The sequence below is a fragment of the Anabaenopsis sp. NIES-4685 genome (genome assembly GCF_059725405.1).
On sequence record NZ_AP043602.1, the window covers coordinates 40,700 to 58,197 of the forward strand.

Annotated in this window: 9 protein-coding genes and 4 pseudogenes; 5 read left to right on the top strand and 8 right to left on the bottom strand. The window is 42.7% G+C overall.

Annotation, left to right across the window (positions count from 1 at the left end):
* Positions 1-100: 100 nt before the first annotated feature.
* Together AC6IZ0_RS00205 and recA are read right to left on the bottom strand one after the other, a co-directional pair.
* On the bottom strand, positions 101-274 hold the full coding sequence (locus AC6IZ0_RS00205; RefSeq protein WP_425332780.1) for a metallothionein: 174 nt from the start codon (positions 272-274) through the stop codon (positions 101-103).
* A 157-nt stretch (positions 275-431) separates the two neighbouring features.
* A complete protein-coding gene (gene recA, locus AC6IZ0_RS00210) occupies positions 432-1,505 on the bottom strand; it encodes a recombinase RecA (protein ID WP_271730682.1) in 1,074 nt (357 codons plus the stop codon).
* 607 nt (positions 1,506-2,112) lie between these two features.
* On the opposite strand from recA, the gene AC6IZ0_RS00215 reads away from it, so the two are divergent.
* The 3 genes and pseudogenes from AC6IZ0_RS00215 to bioF all read left to right on the top strand — a co-directional run bounded on the left by AC6IZ0_RS00215 (position 2,113) and on the right by bioF (position 4,762).
* On the top strand, positions 2,113-2,862 hold the full coding sequence (locus AC6IZ0_RS00215) for a sucrose-phosphate phosphatase (protein WP_497724619.1): 750 nt from the start codon (positions 2,113-2,115) through the stop codon (positions 2,860-2,862).
* Positions 2,859-3,506: pseudogene (ruvA, locus tag AC6IZ0_RS00220) on the top strand (Holliday junction branch migration protein RuvA). The gene AC6IZ0_RS00215 and the pseudogene ruvA overlap by 4 nt, the downstream one beginning before the upstream one ends.
* Positions 3,507-3,586: 80 nt before the next feature.
* Positions 3,587-4,762: an 8-amino-7-oxononanoate synthase gene (bioF, locus tag AC6IZ0_RS00225; protein ID WP_497724620.1), complete on the top strand. Its 1,176-nt coding sequence runs from the start codon at positions 3,587-3,589 to the stop codon at positions 4,760-4,762.
* A gap of 321 nt (positions 4,763-5,083) precedes the next feature.
* On the opposite strand, the pseudogene AC6IZ0_RS00230 reads toward bioF, so the two are convergent.
* A pseudogene (locus AC6IZ0_RS00230) lies at positions 5,084-6,461 on the bottom strand (IS4 family transposase).
* A 275-nt stretch (positions 6,462-6,736) separates the two neighbouring features.
* On the opposite strand from AC6IZ0_RS00230, the gene AC6IZ0_RS00235 reads away from it, so the two are divergent.
* Entirely contained in the window at positions 6,737-7,330 is a 594-nt protein-coding gene (locus AC6IZ0_RS00235) for a hypothetical protein (protein ID WP_497724621.1), read from the top strand.
* 129 nt (positions 7,331-7,459) lie between these two features.
* On the opposite strand, the gene AC6IZ0_RS00240 is transcribed toward AC6IZ0_RS00235, so the two are convergent.
* From AC6IZ0_RS00240 to acpP, 4 genes and pseudogenes are all read right to left on the bottom strand, one after another.
* Entirely contained in the window at positions 7,460-10,453 is a 2,994-nt protein-coding gene (locus tag AC6IZ0_RS00240; protein ID WP_497724623.1) for a type ISP restriction/modification enzyme, read from the bottom strand.
* Between the two features lie 488 nt (positions 10,454-10,941).
* Positions 10,942-12,953, bottom strand: a pseudogene (gene tkt / locus AC6IZ0_RS00245) (transketolase).
* Between the two features lie 322 nt (positions 12,954-13,275).
* Positions 13,276-14,527, bottom strand: a pseudogene (gene fabF, locus AC6IZ0_RS00250) (beta-ketoacyl-ACP synthase II).
* A 157-nt stretch (positions 14,528-14,684) separates the two neighbouring features.
* Positions 14,685-14,936 (bottom strand): acyl carrier protein, encoded by a 252-nt coding sequence (acpP, locus tag AC6IZ0_RS00255; RefSeq protein ID WP_497724624.1) that lies wholly within the window; start codon positions 14,934-14,936, stop codon positions 14,685-14,687.
* Between the two features lie 570 nt (positions 14,937-15,506).
* Here acpP and AC6IZ0_RS00260 point away from each other — a divergent pair.
* Positions 15,507-16,415, top strand: a complete 909-nt coding sequence (locus AC6IZ0_RS00260) for a CoB--CoM heterodisulfide reductase iron-sulfur subunit B family protein (protein WP_497724626.1) — start codon at positions 15,507-15,509, stop codon at positions 16,413-16,415.
* Here the strand turns inward: AC6IZ0_RS00260 and lpxD are convergent, their stop codons facing one another.
* Positions 16,416-17,462, bottom strand: coding sequence for a UDP-3-O-(3-hydroxymyristoyl)glucosamine N-acyltransferase (gene lpxD, locus AC6IZ0_RS00265; RefSeq protein ID WP_497724628.1), 1,047 nt, complete (start codon positions 17,460-17,462; stop codon positions 16,416-16,418).
* Positions 17,463-17,498: the final 36 nt, after the last annotated feature.

The window sequence follows — 17,498 nt, forward strand, 5'->3', positions numbered from 1 at the left end:
ACAGACAAGCCCAAAAACAGAGTACCTAGAGGTTTTAACCCACAGTAACCCTCCCCTCATCCAGGGGAGGGGGAACAAAGCCATTGTTTAATTAACTTAATTAACAGCCGCAGCCATTATGTCCACAGCCTTTGATGGTTTTATGACCTTCAGCACAGCCCTCAGAACAATAATATTTACCCTCTTTTTTAATAGCTTCCTCAAGGGAGACTATACATAAGCAGTTGGGACAGGCGCACTTCATTTGAGTGACGGTAGTCATAGTTCTCTCCATTAGTACCGAATAATTATCTATACTACAACATCTGAGCAGATATTCAAGTATTATCTATAGGTATCGGCAAAATTAAAGTTTTACTACTCATAGCGGGCAAGAAGAAGAAAATGCCCGCACTACATCTATAATAAAAAGGCTTTGGGTGGAATGTTGATTATTCTTCCTCTAACTCATTGTCATCATCTTCTTCCTCATTAGCCTTGGACACTGAATTAGCAGAAACAACAGCCCCCATATCCAGCTTTTGACGTACCAGTTCCTTGATTTGTTGCACAAATTCCGGCTTTTCTTCGAGATACTTGATCGCATTATCTCGACCTTGGGAAATATTCTCACCGTTGTAACTGTACCAGGCTCCCTTGCGAATAATAACCCCTGTTTCTTCTGCTAAGTCCACCAGACAACCCAAGGTAGAAACTCCCTTACCAAATATAATGTCAAATTCCGCGACTCTAAACGGCGGAGCAACTTTATTTTTAGCAACTTTCACTTTGACCCGGTTACCAAATTCTTCAGTGCCTTTTTTCAAGGTTTGTATGCGGCGAATATCCAGACGTACGGAGGCATAAAATTTTAAGGCGTTACCGCCAGTGGTGGTTTCTGGGCTACCGTAGGTGATCCCAATTTTTTGCCGCAACTGGTTAATAAAAATAACTGTGCATCCAGATTTACCTATATTCCCAGTTATTTTACGTAGAGCTTGGCTCATCAGTCGTGCCTGTAAACCAACGTGGGTATCACCCATATCCCCTTCAATTTCCGCACGGGGAACTAGTGCGGCTACTGAGTCAATGACGACAATATCAACGGCGGCGGAGCGCACCAGCTGATCAACAATTTCCAAGGCCGATTCCCCAGTATCAGGCTGAGAAACTAGCAAGTTCTCAATATCTACACCCAAAGCAGCAGCATAGGTGGGGTCTAGGGCGTGTTCAGCATCAACAAAGGCGGCTATACCATCTTGTTTTTGCACTTCCGCGATCGCATGTAGTGCTACGGTAGTTTTACCGGAACTTTCTGGGCCGTAAATTTCAATTACCCGTCCTTTAGGTAAACCTCCACCCAACGCTAAATCTAAGGTGAGAGCCCCTGTAGAAATTGTCTCTACTCGCATCTGCGTAGCATCACCCAGGCGCATGATTGCTCCTTTACCGAAACTGCGCTCAATCTGGTTGAGTACTATATTTAATGCTTTTTCCTTGCCAGAATTATTGGTGTTGGTAGCCATTCTTGCCTCTAAATATACGAACTATATTGATTTCAGGTATCTGGGGATGGGAGTTTCAGTAGAACAGATATACTATTTTAACCAGAAAATTCTCTTTTACAGTTTGAAAAAACAAAGGTGTCCACATGGTAACCTGAACGACTGGAAATGAGGCTAGTAATACTACATATTTTTACGATATATTTATAACTAGATACATACTCATAGAGAACAGGAAATCATCCCATAATTGAGCGATCGCCATTTCAGTTACCTTAAGGAAATAGGGAACAGGGTGGAAACTCCCTATTTGTTTTTGTGCTCACCTCTTTGGCGGTTGCTATCAATACTCAAACTTTTCACGCCAGTTATCCCCACACTCAGTATAGGTCTGGCTACCTATGGGTGTACCCAAACAACCTATGATTAAGTACTTTTTCAGCAATTTGAGTTTTTCCGGTTAATACTCAAAGTTCTTGTAGTAACTACCAGTAGAAATATATAAGAGTCGAAATCTGGTAAATTAACTCACGAGCCATTGCCAAGAATTGATCTTTGCTGTTTGCTCATCAAGAGGAAAACTTAACCAGGGACTTTTGCAACTACTAACTTAGGGTACATCAACATCATGAAACCGTTTCTTTTCGTCACCGACTTAGATAATACCTTTGTAGGGGATGACAACGCCTTAGCAGCACTGACGAAATCACTGACCCAACATCGTCAAGAATATGGTACTAAAATAGTTTATGCCACAGGGCGATCGCCTATTCTTTACCGTGAACTCCAGCAAGAAAAAAATCTCATGACACCGGATGCTTTAATTCTGTCCGTAGGTACAGAAATTTATCTCCATGGTCAGGAGACCCCAGATGAGGGCTGGTCAGAAATCCTCTGTGCTGGGTGGGACAAAGAGCTAGTATTTAAGATTGTCAAGTCTTTTCCTGAGTTGGTGCTGCAACCAGACTCAGAACAACGGGCTTTTAAGGTCAGCTGCTTCCTTCCCGAAGAATTTGCCCCCACCATCCTACCCCAACTAGAGGCGGAGTTGGTTAATTCTCAACTAAATATTAAGTTAATCTATAGTAGCGGCATTGACCTTGACATTTTGCCCATTAACAGTGATAAAGGTCAAGCAATGCAGTTTATCCGTCAAAAGTGGAAATTTGCAGCACAAAGAACAGTTGTTTGTGGTGATTCAGGTAATGATATTGCATTATTCGCTGTGGGTGAAGAGAGGGGAATTATCGTCGGGAATGCGCGGGGAGAATTACTCCAGTGGTACAAAGAGTATCCCGCTGACCATCGTTATCTAGCACAAAGTGCTTGTGCCGGTGGAATTATGGAAGGATTAAAATATTTTAGGTTCTTACAATGATTAGCTATCTTAAAGGGATTATCGCTGGTATTCAAACAGTGGGCGGGGGTCGCTTCATCTTGACTCTTGAGGTTAATGGTTTGGGGTATGATTTGCAAATTCCCCAACGGCTATCACAGCAGTTACCAGATTCGGGAGCAGTGGTACAAATCTTTACCCACGTGCAAATTCGGGATGAGGTACCCTTCCTCTACGGCTTTGGTTCCCCCGCAGAACGTGACTTGTTCCGCCACTTGCTCAGTGTCAGCGGTATTGGTGTGGCTTTAGCGATCGCCCTGTTGGACACTTTGGAATTACCAGATTTAGTGCAAGCCATTATTGCTACTAATGTCCAAATGTTAATTCAAACCCCCGGGGTGGGCAAAAAGACCGCAGAACGCCTCTGTTTAGAATTGAAAGCCAAGTTAATTGAGTGGCGCAAATCAGCAGGATTTTTTGTGGCCACCGGTTGACCAGCACCAGGGATTTTAAAAGATGTGCAAATGACTCTTTTCGCCTTGGGATATACTCCCAACGAAGTTAGTCACGCTTTACACGTAGTCAGTGAAGATATTGGACTGACAAAAGATGCTTATGTGGAAGACTGGATTAAACAAGCGATCGCCCATCTAAGCAGTAGTGAGGCAATCAGTCACCAGTTATGATATAATCTTCCCACCCCCTCCCCCAACCCCTCCCCGTGCAGGGGGAGGGGAGTTAAGTAAGTTATCGGTCATCTGTATTTATGTCTCCAGACCCTTACAACTGGATAGAATCATCTTTAGCCACTATTCACAAGGCTAACTGGTATCGTTCAGTGCAAACTATCCAGGGTCGCCCCAGTGCAACTGTGCTGTTGGCGGGGGAAGAGGTGATTAATTTTGCTAGTAATGACTATTTGGGCTTGGCTGGGGATGAACGCTTGAGCCAAGCCGCCATTACTGCAGTCCAACAATGGGGGACTGGTTCCACTGGTTCCCGGCTACTCAGTGGACATAGGGAAATACACAGAGAATTAGAAACGGCGATCGCCTCTTGGAAACAAACAGAAGACTCACTATTATTCAGTTCTGGCTATCTAGCGAATTTAGGTGCGATCGCCGCTTTAGTAGGTAAACGTGATTTAATCTTATCAGACCAGTATAATCATTCCAGTCTCAAAAATGGCGCAATTCTCAGCGGTGCCGACTTCAAAGAATATCCCCACTGTGACATTACAGCCTTAAAAACCCAATTAATTCAACACCGCCACAACTACCGCCGCTACTTGATTATCACCGATAGCGTCTTTAGTATGGATGGTGATTTATGTCCTTTACCAGAATTATTAGATATAGCAGAGCAGTTTAACTCTATGCTCCTAGTAGACGAAGCCCATAGTACTGCAGTACTAGGGAAAACCGGCGCTGGGTGCCTAGAACACTTTAACTGTACAGGGAGAAATTTAATTCAAATTGGCACATTAAGCAAAGCCCTGGGGAGTTTAGGCGGGTATGTCGCCGGAAGCGCCACCTTAATTGACTACTTACGCAATCGCGCCCCTACTTGGATTTATACCACCGCCCTTTCACCCCCAGACACCGCTGCAGCCTTAGCAGCCATTACAATAGTCCAACAAGAACCCCAACGCCTGGCGCAACTGTGGCGGAATGTGGACTATTTAAAACATTTACTATCCGCAAAATTACCACACCTAAACATACTACCCACAGCATCGGCTATCATATGTATACAGTTACCTAGTGCAGCTGTAGCCCTGAGAGTTGGTCAACAGTTAAAAAGCCAAGGTATTTTTGCGCCCGCAATTCGTCCCCCCACTGTTCCCACCAGTCGCATCAGAATATCTCTCATGGCCAGTCATGAATTAGAACATATAGAAAAATTAGTTTCTGTTTTAATGAGAATATCCGCGGGTTTCTAACCCCCGTCTCCTGTGTAGCATCAAACGCAATTTTTCAACCCAGGGCGATCGCTTTAGATATTATGCTTTAGAGGTTGTTTGTCAAGTCATGATTAGTGTATCGAATATTATTTGACCCCTCCCTAACCCTCCCCTTGTAAGGCTATCCATTACCCACATCTTTCTTAACATTGCTGGAAGGCAAACACAATAAAGGTTGTAGAGATGTGCATAGTGGGGAGGATTGACAAAAAAGAATAAGTATGGACATTGAGAAAACCCAACAGGTGATTGAGTTTTTGAATACAGGGGCGAGGGATACCCCTCCGCCATAGGCGATCGCTAAATATCAAGATGAGATGGGGAATCGGAGTGAAGTAATTGCCAAGTAGCAGCAATATCGTGTAAGCGTCGTAGCCCACGCCAAATGGTTTTCACACCCGGTTCACCATCACCTTTGCGACCCAAAAAACCACCAAGAGTGGCAATCATTCGCACAGCATCATGCAAAGAAGGTGGCTGGTCTGGAGGAATAGGATTTTTGTTGATAGTGGCACATAAGGACTGCCATTCACTGTTTTCCAAAACAACATCACAAGGTAAATCAGGATGAACTCGTGCTTGATAAGTAAGCCATAACAATCGCCAAGCGACAATAGTATAAGTGGCTAGTGCCATGTGAATTCGGTCAGCAGTTTCCAGTTGTAATTTCTCGATGCCACAGCCACTTTTTAATGTGTAATGATAACGTTCTATCAACCAACGGTAAGTGTACCATTGAACACAACATGCAGCATCTTCTAGACTGTTAATTTCTAAGCTAGTAATTAATAACCAACTAATGGGATTTGTTCCTGGAGGTGGATTTTCCTCTTCTGCCAAAATTACTTGTAACCTGACAGGTTTTAGCTGTAAACGTCCAATATGGTGTAATGGTACTTGAATATCAAAACTCGTGAACCTAATTGTCAGTCTCGCCTGTCTGGAACTATGTTCTGGAGACCGTTTGACTTCTACAGTCACTGTTCCAGATGCTTCGATTTGACGAATGGCAAGATGTAGATATTTGCCACAATGGTCTACTTTACGATTATGAGTCCCACGAATTAGTAAGTGTGATTTTTCTCGACGTTGCTGGCTAAAAAGGTCAAATATATCCGCTTCTGAGTCACATATTGTTATTACTTCAATTTCTGAGGGAATCAAATTTTGTGTAGTCTGCAACCCATCCAACCAACGTTGACTTTCTTTTTCTTTTGTCTCTCGTTGACGACGTTTTTTAGCAATACCTAAATTCTCTTGTTCTCTTGCCCATACTTGCTGCTCAATAATTCCTAACGGTACTCCATTACTTGTGGCTGCAAGTGTTGAATGTACTTTTAATCCTGATGATTTTCTGTGGTCAAGATAACCTACTCCTTTTGTGGCTGGGTGCGATGTCAAATCTATGTTTGTTGTATCTTGTATTGCCAATACTATCTCATGTTTTTTGATTCTTTCTATGGTGCTGGATGTGTGGAGCACGAATATCACTTGCTTGAAAATGTGGTGATTTCCAAAAATTATATGCCGCCTTTGTTGCTGCTATATTTCCACAAGCAAGTGGTACACTACTATCTGGTTGTGCTGCTAAATCTTCTACTATCCTGATTAACCGCTTGTTTCGACGTGCATCCCCTAAGTTTACCTGTGCCAATTCTTTCGCTGCCCACTTTTCCATGATGCCATTACCCACTCTCCTCTTTCAAAACTATAGCCATCAAGGCTTTCACTGTGATGTTAAGTCTTTTGTTTAATTGTTAAGAAAAATGTGGGTAATGCATAGCCTTGTAAGGGGAGGGGACTGGATTTGATTGTTTTTTGTGTGTTCCCCATTTCCTGTTCCCCATTCCCTGTTCCCTGATCCGGTGTTCCCTAAGATAAAAATTACCTGTTGAAAACTTTTCAGACATCCTCTTAGGTATTATAATAGTGCTATACCCTCTCGAATAAACCATGACTTACACACCTGATGATGTTTGGCGTTTATTAGGTGAGTTGATTCTAGCTCAAAAGGAAACAGAGCGCCGCTTTCAAGAAACAGAACACCGTTTTCAAGAAACAGAGCGGTTTCTTAAACAGCAAGCTCAAGCAACTGATAAGCAGATTAAACAGGTAAGTCAACAACTGGGTAAGTTAGGTAATCGCCTAGGGGAGTTTGTAGAATGGCAAGTACGCCCTGCTGCAGTACGATTATTTCGAGAACGGGGTATAGATGTCCATGAACTTCACCCAGGATTATCTACACAGCGCGGGGGTGAGGGTTTGGAAATTGATTTATTAGTAGTAAATGATACCGAAGCGGTGTTGATTGAGGTGAAGAGTAAACCCAACCAAGCCGATGTCGATAAGCATTTACAGCGTTTAGAAAAGTTTAAGCGCCTCATGCCTAGGTATAGAGATGTACAGGCTATGGGTGCAGTGGCGGGGATGGTGGTTACTAATGAAGTACGTGATTATGCCTATGGTCAAGGTTTATTTGTCTTGGGTCTGTGCGGTGATGATGTGGTAATTTTAAATGAGCCGGATTTTCAACCCCGGAAGTGGTAATAGGAGTTTTGAGACCTGGGTTTGTAAGGCCTCCCTGGGTGGCGATCGCCCCACAGATCGCCCCACAGATCCCCGACTTATAGCTAAATTATCCTAGATTATCTGTGATGATGTGAGAAGTCGGGGATCTTAACCACCCGACATCTGATTAACTATATTCATAGTTTCCACACTCACCCTACACACCCGCATTAATAAATCTATCACCTGTTCTTTATAGTCTGCAAACCGGTAAGTATTAAACTTTTCCGCAATAGTCGGGTCTTTGGGTTTCTTCTCCTTATATTGATCTAAAATCCACTCCAAAGCGCAACGATTGCCCAGCATATATTCCCATGCTATACTAGGTACACCTTCTAACGTGGTCACATCATCTAAGATAATACTTCCCTTGGTTTTATCAGCCTTTAACTTCGCCTTGGGTGTGGTTTGGTTATCCTTTAAAGGAATATCAACCCGACTGAGTTTGTAGGGTGTGACAGTTTCATAATTAATATGTAAATCCATCAGTTGTTTACCCCAGTCCACCCATTGGGTAAAGTTATCATATAAAGGTAAGCGGGGAAAGTCTCGTTTTAGGTTGAGTTCGTATTTTTGGCGGTACTCTGGGTTATGTAGCACCCCATAGGTGTAGTGAAAGATATCTATTTTAGTAATTGTTGTGTCTTGGTAATGGGTGTGAATTTGTTCTAGTCCCCAGTCAGTGATGTTATCTATGCGCTTTCCTTCTTGGTTGTATCTGTACAGGGGGAGACATTGGGAATCACCTGTTAGGTGACCATCGATTAAATAATTAGAAGCCAAAACATGAAAGTGTTTTGATGAACCTATTGTATTATAAGCAATGCAATAATTTTTACAGTCAAGATTTTTTCCAAAAATATCATAATGATTCTTGGTTAATCTGTGATTAAATATTTTTTCAGTGTAGTGAAATTGCTTAAAAAATGGTCTGTATGCAGTTATTTTTATTAATTCTGGATAATATTGACTGGTTTTATTTTGCTTCCAGTATAGCTCTAAAGAAGAACTCCATTTTATAGAATAATTACGCGAGTGATTTATTACACTTTTATTATAAACCTCAGTAAAAAAACACATCTTGACAATTAAATCTTGATAATTATAGTCATACACCCATTCATCTCTATTGGTTAAAACCCCTAAGCAAGATAATGAAAATAATGAATTATTTATTGTTTGATTCTTATCAACCACAGGTAAAAGACTATCAAAATCATTATCAGTTTGATTTATCCAGTTATGCTTTTTATCCGGTGTAATATGTTCAAAGGGAATTTGATTAAACTTGGTATTAGATAAAAATCCTAACTTCTCACCTGCTCTTTCAAACTCAGGACGACGAATATAAAATATTTGACATCTATTAAAATCAGTATCCGTTTTTTTCACCATCAACATAATAGCTACACCAGTTTGAATCCCAAAAACATTATGTGTAGTTCCTGAAAGTTTGGGATTTTTCCTGACATCCCCATGTAAATCTATAACGTAAATGTAATTAAAATCATCACTGACAGACTTTCTAAACCCATCAAATGCACGTCCATCTAGAAAAGAGGAATTACTGATAAAAGCAATAATCCCATTATTACCCAACCTATCAGAAGCCCATCTAATAAACCGGGTATACATATCATAAGCTTTTGTCTTCTGAGCAGTGCTGTGTTTAACGTAACTCGCCTGAATTAACTTATCTATTGCTGGATAATCTCTATTTTTATTGTTATCATTTTCATTTTGTTGATTAGCATTATAAGGAGGATTGCCAATAATCACCGAAATAGTTCTATCATTCTGTCTTTTAATCCTCGCTGTATTCTCAACAGTCATCGCAAACAAATCCATCTGCTTACCCACAAACAGGGTATTATCTAAAGTATCCACAAAACAGATATTTTCAAACTCCTCATATACCCCCATCTTCTGCTTATAGGTGTACTCAATATTCAAATTCGCAATATAATAAGGTAAAATCGCCACCTCATTACAGTGGATCTCATGCTTATACTTGTACTCTAAGCAATGAGCAGGTAAATAATCAATCAACTCAGTCACAAAGGTTCCCGTACCCGTCGCTGGGTCTAAAATCTCCACATCCCGATCAGCTAACAACTTACCAAAATGTTTATGTACTAAAAAGTCCGTGCTTTCAATCATAAACCGGACAATTTCGTTAGGAGTATAGACAATTCCTAACCTATCCGCTGCTTTGGGGTTATAAGCTTTATAAAAGTTCTCATACAAAGACTTCAGAAATCTTTGTTTTTCTTGATGATTAGCAATATTAGCCGCTGTGCGCCGAATTACGGCATAATACCTTTCAATACTCCCTAAAGCGTTACGTTTCACACTTCCAGTAAAGAAGGTAGCAATTACCCCTTGTAACTCCCGTGCGACATTGTTTTCTGTGTGAAACTGAGATTCGTTAAAAATATTGAGAAAAATATCCTCTGTGAGGATGTGCTGAATCATCATTTCGCGAATATCAATTAAACTGATTTCTGGGTTAATGGACTCCTGACAGATTGACCAAAACTTATTCCTTGCTGTTTGAAAATTACTGTTAGTTTCCCCTTGACTATCAATCAAATCTCTGAGATAATCTAAGATAGTGGGTAAATCTTGCCTAAAACTATCTATAGCTGACCGAAAATCTCTAACTTCCGGTCTGACATAATTAATAAAGTTGGTAATTAGTGTATCTAGAGCTTCAGCATCTTTCATCGATACCCGCTGGGTTTCTGTGGCGTTTTGAATTAAAACCGCAGTTTGGGAATCTTCAAAGAGGATGTTACTACTAGGATAACCTTTGTTTAACTTTTTGTCTATTTCTTCGTCTAAGTTATCATATTGGTCTTTACTTTCCCAGTACCCCCAATCTAAACGCAAGGCATCTTTAACGGTGCCATCGGGATAAACTAGTTTACCATTGGGTAATTTAAAGTCCAATTCGGGAATTAGTAGAAAGTCTCTGGGTTGGCAATATTCATTTAAGAGGTTTTGAAAAGCCACGCGAATAGAAGTTTCTTTGCGGGAACCGCCAAACTGAATAATTTTGGCTACTTCTGCTTGGTACTGGCTAATCAAAAGTCTGGACATGGGGAAACTAGGGGATATACAAGGGCAGAAATTTAAATATAGAGGATAGCTGACAGTGATTTACCAGACAGTTTATTAAAATTTATACAAGTGTAAATAACTTTAAGTTAGAATAGCTGTAGATCCCCGACTTCTGAAACTAAATCATCCCAGACAATCTTTAATGATCTAAGAAGTCGGGGATCTTACACCCCTCCAAAGATACCCCACTAGCGATCTGCTTGCAGCAGCGCTTCGCTATCGCATCTTGTCAAGATCATCAAATACATGATCTTCTAGTCACACAGATCCCCGACTTCTGGACAAATTATACTAGACTATGCCAATTATGTGAGAAGTCGGGGATCTTACACCCCTCCAAAGATACCCCACTAGCGATCGCTTGAATATGAGATGGGTGATGGATACTTATCACTGGGTTTTGGAGTTGGAGTTTAAAAAAAGGGTAGACCCTTGAGCCTACCCCAAAAAAGCTGAAATAATATTGCTTAACCCAATAAAGCCTTAGCCTTAGCCAATACGTTATCAACGCTAAAGCCAAACTTCTCCATACAAACACCACCTGGAGCAGAAGCGCCAAAGCGGTCAATACTCACGGTATCACCTTCACTACCGACGTATTTATGCCAACCGAAACTAGCAGCAGCTTCTACAGACAACCGCTTAGTTACAGCTTTAGGTAGAACAGACTCTTTATAAGCTGCTTCTTGCTCATCAAACAAATCGGTAGAAGGCATAGAAACAACGCGGACTTTTTTACCTTCTGCGGTGAGTTTCTCAGATGCGGTTACACACAGACTCAATTCAGAACCAGTACCGATCAAGATAATATCTGGTGTACCTTCACAGTCTACTACTGTATATCCTCCCTTAGCCACATTCTCAACTGAAGTACCTGCCAAGTTAGGAACATTCTGACGGGTGAAAGCTAGCAGAGTCGGATCATTCTGCTTGGCTCTTTCAATCGCCACCTTGTACGCGCCAGAGCATTCGTTACCATCTGCGGGACGAAATACAGTCAGGTTAGGAATAGCACGCAGGGAAGCCAGAGTTTCTATAGGTTGGTGTGTGGGGCCATCTTCACCTTGTCCAATGGAGTCGTGGGTCATCACCCAAATTGCTCCAGCTTTAGACAGAGCAGATAAACGGATAGCCGCCCGCATATAATCTGTGAAAATCAAGAAGGTAGCACCGTAGGGAATTAATCCCGAACCATGAAGAGCTATACCATTACAAATTGCTCCCATAGCGTGTTCCCGAACACCAAAGTGAATGTTGGGGTTTTGGTATGCTCCTTTTTGGAAGTCGCCTTTACCCTTGAGTTCAGTTAAGTTGGAGTGGGTCAAATCCGCAGAACCACCAATTAACTCAGGTAAAACCGCTGACAATTTATTGAGGCAAGTTTCCGAGTGTTTACGTGTAGGTAGTCCTTTATCTTCGGGGGTGTAGGTAGGCAATACTTGCTCCCAACCGGCGGGCAGTGTACCATTGAGGTAACGTTCAAACTCTGCGGCTTCTTGGGGGTATTTAGCCTTGTAATCAGCAAATGTCTTAGTCCACTCAGCTTCGTAACCTGCGCCACGTTCTACAGCTTTGCGTGTGTGATCAAGAACATCTTCAGGAATTACAAAAGGTTCGTGTTCCCAGCCCAAATTCTTGCGGGTTAATGCTACCTCATCTCCACCCAAAGCGGCACCGTGAATACCAGCAGTATTAGCCTTGTTGGGGGAACCATAACCGATGGTGGTGGTTACCTTAATCATGGTGGGCTTGTCGGTGACGGCTTTGGCGGCTGCAATTGCTTGGGCAATAGCCTCTAAATCTGTATTTCCATTTTCAACGTGTAGGACGTGCCAACCGTAGGATTCAAAGCGTTTTGATACATCTTCTGTGAAGGCTACATCAGTAGAACCATCGATAGAGATGTGGTTGTCGTCATACAATGCAATCAGTTTGCCTAAGCCCAAGTGACCCGCAAAGGAAGCCGCCTCACCAGATACACCCTCCATGTTGCAACCATCACCTAAAATTACATAGGTATAGTGGTCAACAATTTTGGCATCAGGTTTATTGAATTTAGCAGCCAAATGAGCTTCGGCGATCGCCAAACCCACACCATTAGCAATTCCTTGACCCAGGGGACCGGTGGTGACTTCTACCCCAGGGGTTTCAAAATTTTCTGGGTGGCCTGGGTCACAGACCCCCATTGACGAAATTGCTTAATATCCTCAATACTGACACTATCATAGCCTGTCAGGTAAAGCAGGGCATATTGCAACATTGAGCCATGACCAGCAGACAAGATAAAGCGATCGCGGTTGAACCACTTAGGATTTTTGGGGTTAAATCGCATAAAGCGATCCCAGAGGACAAAAGCCATAGGAGCCGCCCCCATGGGTAATCCTGGATGTCCCGATTTAGCTTTTTCTACGGCATCAACCGCCAAAAAGCGAATAGAGTTAATACAAAGTTCTTCGAGGGATTGGGTTGCAACAGCCATAATTTCTGATATTTAACGACGGGTTAGCATTCTTGGAAGTTCTTTTCTCCCTGTGGTGAATTTGAACAATTAACAGTTATAGGTGATCAGTGTTATGAGTTCAGCCTGTTAACTGAGCATTCATTCAAATTGTCCCACAGTAAGTATGTTTATCATCCCATTCCCTATGGTTGATCGACAAACGGGATCTCCTGAGATTCTACTGATAAATCACCGCCATCATTAGGTCATGCTGAACCATTGATTGAGCAATGAAGGATGTTTGTGATACTTTCGCAGAAAATCAACTCAGGAGAGGCCAAAAACGGCAACCTGGAGAATTTTAGACATATTTCTTAAAGGCCAGTGTGACATTATGACCACCGAAGCCAAAAGAGTTAGATAGTGCCACATCAACCTTTTGAGCGCGGCTGTGATTAGGGACATAATCTAAGTCACACTCTGGGTCGGGGTTTTCTAAATTTATAGTAGGGGGAATTTGATCATTAGCGATCGCTAACACAGTCGCTACTGCTTCAATACCTCCCGAACCGCCCAAAAGATGACCGGTCATCGACTTGGTAGAGCTAACAGGGACTTTATAGATATGCTCGCCCAAAGCCGTTTTCATAGCCGCGGTTTCTGTAGAATCATTAGCCGGGGTGCTGGTGCCATGAGCATTAATATAGCTAACCATTTCCGGGGTGAGTCCACCATCTTTGAGAGCCAATTGCATAGCCCTAGCCGCACCTTCTCCCCCAGGTACTGGGGCGGTCATGTGGTAAGCGTCACAGGTCATCCCATAGCCCACCATTTCCGCATAAATGCGAGCGCCACGACTCAAGGCGTGTTCTAGTGATTCTAGAATCAGAATACCCGAACCTTCACCCATAACAAAGCCATCGCGATCGCGATCGAAAGGACGACAAGCATGAGCCGGGTCATGATTGCGAGTTGAAAGGGCCCTAGCCGCGGCAAATCCAGCCACACCTAAAGGGGTAATTGCCGACTCACATCCCCCGCAAATCATCGCCTGAGCATAACCATTTTGAATGAGGCGAAAAGCATCACCAATGGCATTAGAACCCGCAGCGCAGGCGGTCACAGAGCAGGAATTAGCGACCTTGAGCACCGGTGTGAATCGCCGTTAATCCCGCCGCCATATTGGCGATCATCATGGGAATCATGAAGGGACTACAGCGATCAGGTCCACGGTTGAGGTAGATTGTTTGCTGGTCTTCCATCACCTTCAACCCACCAACGCCGGAGCCAATTATCACTCCCACCTGCTGGGAATTGAGTTCATTAATCACCAACTTGGCATCAGATACAGCTTGTTTAGCAGCGGATACCCCAAATTGGGAAAACCGATCCATCCGCTTGGCTTCTTTGCGATCCATATAAGCAAGGGGATCGAAGTTTTTCACTTCACCAGCAATGCGACAATCATGGCTAGACGCATCAAAAAATGTGATTTTGTCAATGCCATTACGTCCGCTTAACAATCCTTCCCAATATTCATCTGGTGTATTACCAATAGGTGTAATCGCGCCAACACCAGTTACAACAACACGGTTACGTTTATAATCTGTCATTTCTCAGTTAAAATTGGCGAGAAAGCTGCAAAAATAGGGACTCGGTACTGGGAAGCAGCTATGGTCATAAACCCGATAATAGTTAATTGAGAAGATTTTGCTCCATATCTAATTATTACCAGTACTAAATACCCAGTACCCAATTCCCAATGGCTATTTAAGCCGATGCAGCAGATTTTCCCTTAATGTAATCTACTGCCTGTTGAATGGTAGTAATTTTCTCAGCGGCTTCATCGGGGATTTCGATATCAAATTCTTCTTCCAATGCCATCACCAATTCTACCGTATCTAGGGAATCAGCCCCCAGATCATCAGCAAAACTAGCTGCTGGTTTAACTTTGTCCTCTTCAACACTTAGTTGGTCTACAACAATTTTCTTGACCTTTTCAAAAATGTCTGTTTCACTCATACAATAAAATTCCTTGACCGGTTGCTATTATGCGCTGCTATATAAAACCTAGACAAAGCTAGACTTTACTTTCTACTTCAACGGGAGCATGGGAGCGGTTATCCCTCAGTAGACTTGCACGCCTTAGCCAGACGCGATATTTCTCAAGTTAAGATTTACAAGAAAGACTACCGCTATCATTGCTTGGTTTTCGCGTTGGCAATAGTCTTAATTCAATACTTGATATCGTAGGATTATATATCAAGTGGGCGATTTTCTTAACTCACTTATGTCAATGCTTGTCAACATAAGTATAGTTTTGTCTATAAAATAGTCAGATGAGGACTAGCTCTTTATGGGCAATGTGGTTTTGAGCATATACATCTTATCGGAAAGAGGGATCACCCGTATACTACCAAGGGTTTTTCCTCTAGAAAACTCCCATCCCCAAGGACACACTTAGGTTCTGTACCTAAGATAACATCTCAAATACTCAAAAAAACCATTTACCCCAAAGCCACTAAATCCCTACTTTTCTAAAGGTTATTATCAGGGATAACTGCCCTTATCCAAACATCCAAACATATTTATATGCTATCTTCCCCCCTCAAATACGCTTATTACCCCGGCTGTGTAGCCCAAGGCGCTTGCGGAGAGCTTCACTTATCCACTCAAGCTTTAACCCAAGCATTGGGTATTGAACTGATTTCACTCAAAAAAGCCGCTTGCTGCGGTTCCGGCACATTTAAAGAAGATTCCCAATTACTCGAAGATACTGTCAACGCCCGCAATATAGCTTTAGCTGAGGAGTTAAATCTACCCTTACTTACCCATTGCAGCACTTGTCAGGGGGTTATCGGTCATGTGAACGAAAACCTCAAGCAATGCCAAACAGACAACCCTAGTTACCTACAACAAGTCAATGGCCTACTAAATAAACAAGGCTGTTTACCTTATCGCGGTAGTACTGAAGTTAAACATATTCTCTATGCCCTCATTACAGATTATGGTTTAGAGGCAATTAGTCAACGAGTCACTCATAAGTTAACCGGATTAAACTGTGCTGCTTTTTATGGCTGTTATCTCCTGCGTGCCCAAAAACATATGCCCTATGATGACCCCTTCCGCCCCGAAGGTATGGAAAATTTATTTCGGGCCGTAGGCGCAACACCCATTTATTACCGTGGTCGTACCCAATGCTGTGGCTGGCCTCTTGCTAGCTACGCCACCACCGAGTCTTTTAAGATGGCGGGGATGCACATTCAAGAAGCCCTAGAAAATGGGGCTGATTGTATAGTCACTCCTTGTCCTTTGTGTCATCTGAATTTAGATTCCCGTCAGCCAGAGGTGGAAAAGGTCATTAACAAACGATTAGGTTTACCCGTCCTGCACTTACCTCAGTTGATTGCTTTGGCTTTAGGGGTTAGCCCCAAGGAACTAGGTTTAGATCGTCATATCGTTTCTACAAAGCCAGTGTTAGAAAAATTGGGGATTAGTTAGTTACTTTTTTCCCATCTGCCGTTGTAATTGCTTGAAGGATTGATACATTTCTGGTAAGCGATTGTATATGGCAGATACTTTCAGATACAGTTTGTGGGGAACTGCTGGCATCCCGGAAACTATTTCCCCCGGTGCCACATCATGATGAATGCCGGATTTAGCAGATGCCATCGCCCCATCACCAATTTTTACTTGATTCGACACTCCTGACTGTCCGGCTAAGATCACCCGATTCCCCACTTTCACCCCTCCGGCTAGTCCAGATTGCCCGGCAATAGCACAATTTGACCCAATAGTGCAACCGTGTCCTATTTGTACTAAATTATCAATTACTGTCCGGCTTCCTATCCGTGTTTCTCCCACAGCCGGGCGATCAATGGCACTATTACAGCCAACTTCTACCCCATCTTCCAAGACAGTATAACCTGACTGTTCCATTTTTAACCAACCAGTGGGGGTAGGTACAAAACCAAAGCCTTCCGCACCAATCACAGCCCCACTGTGAATTACGCAATCAGCACCGATGCGGGTACGTTCATGGATGGTACAGTTAGCGTGTAAGATGGTGCGATCGCCGATTTTGGCATCGGGATAAATTACCACATTGGGATGAATAATCGCACCATGACCAATTTCCACATCCTGCTCAATCACCGCATGGGGACCAATATAAACATCATTACCCACTTTGGCTGTGGGATGAATCACCGCAGTGGGGTGAACTTCTGGCTGGGGACGGTATGGTTGATAAAAAAGTGCGATCGCTTGGGCAAACAACAGGCGGGGTTCTGGCGTAGCTATCCAGGCGATACCCCGCTCTTCTGCTTGGGACTGTAGTGTTTTATCCCGGGGTAAGATTAAAGCGCTAGCGTGGGTCTGGCTGACAAGAGCAGCGAATCTTGCCCCTTCTATATAACTCAGATGACCAAGTTTAGCTTCATCCACAGCAGCTACACCTGTAATTTCTGGATTTTGAACGGGAGCAATGCTGAGGCTGTTATCTGTAGCCAACTCACCCATTCTATCAACAATTTCGCTGAATTTCATTTTTAGGTGTGTTCAAATCTAAAAACATTGAAGCAT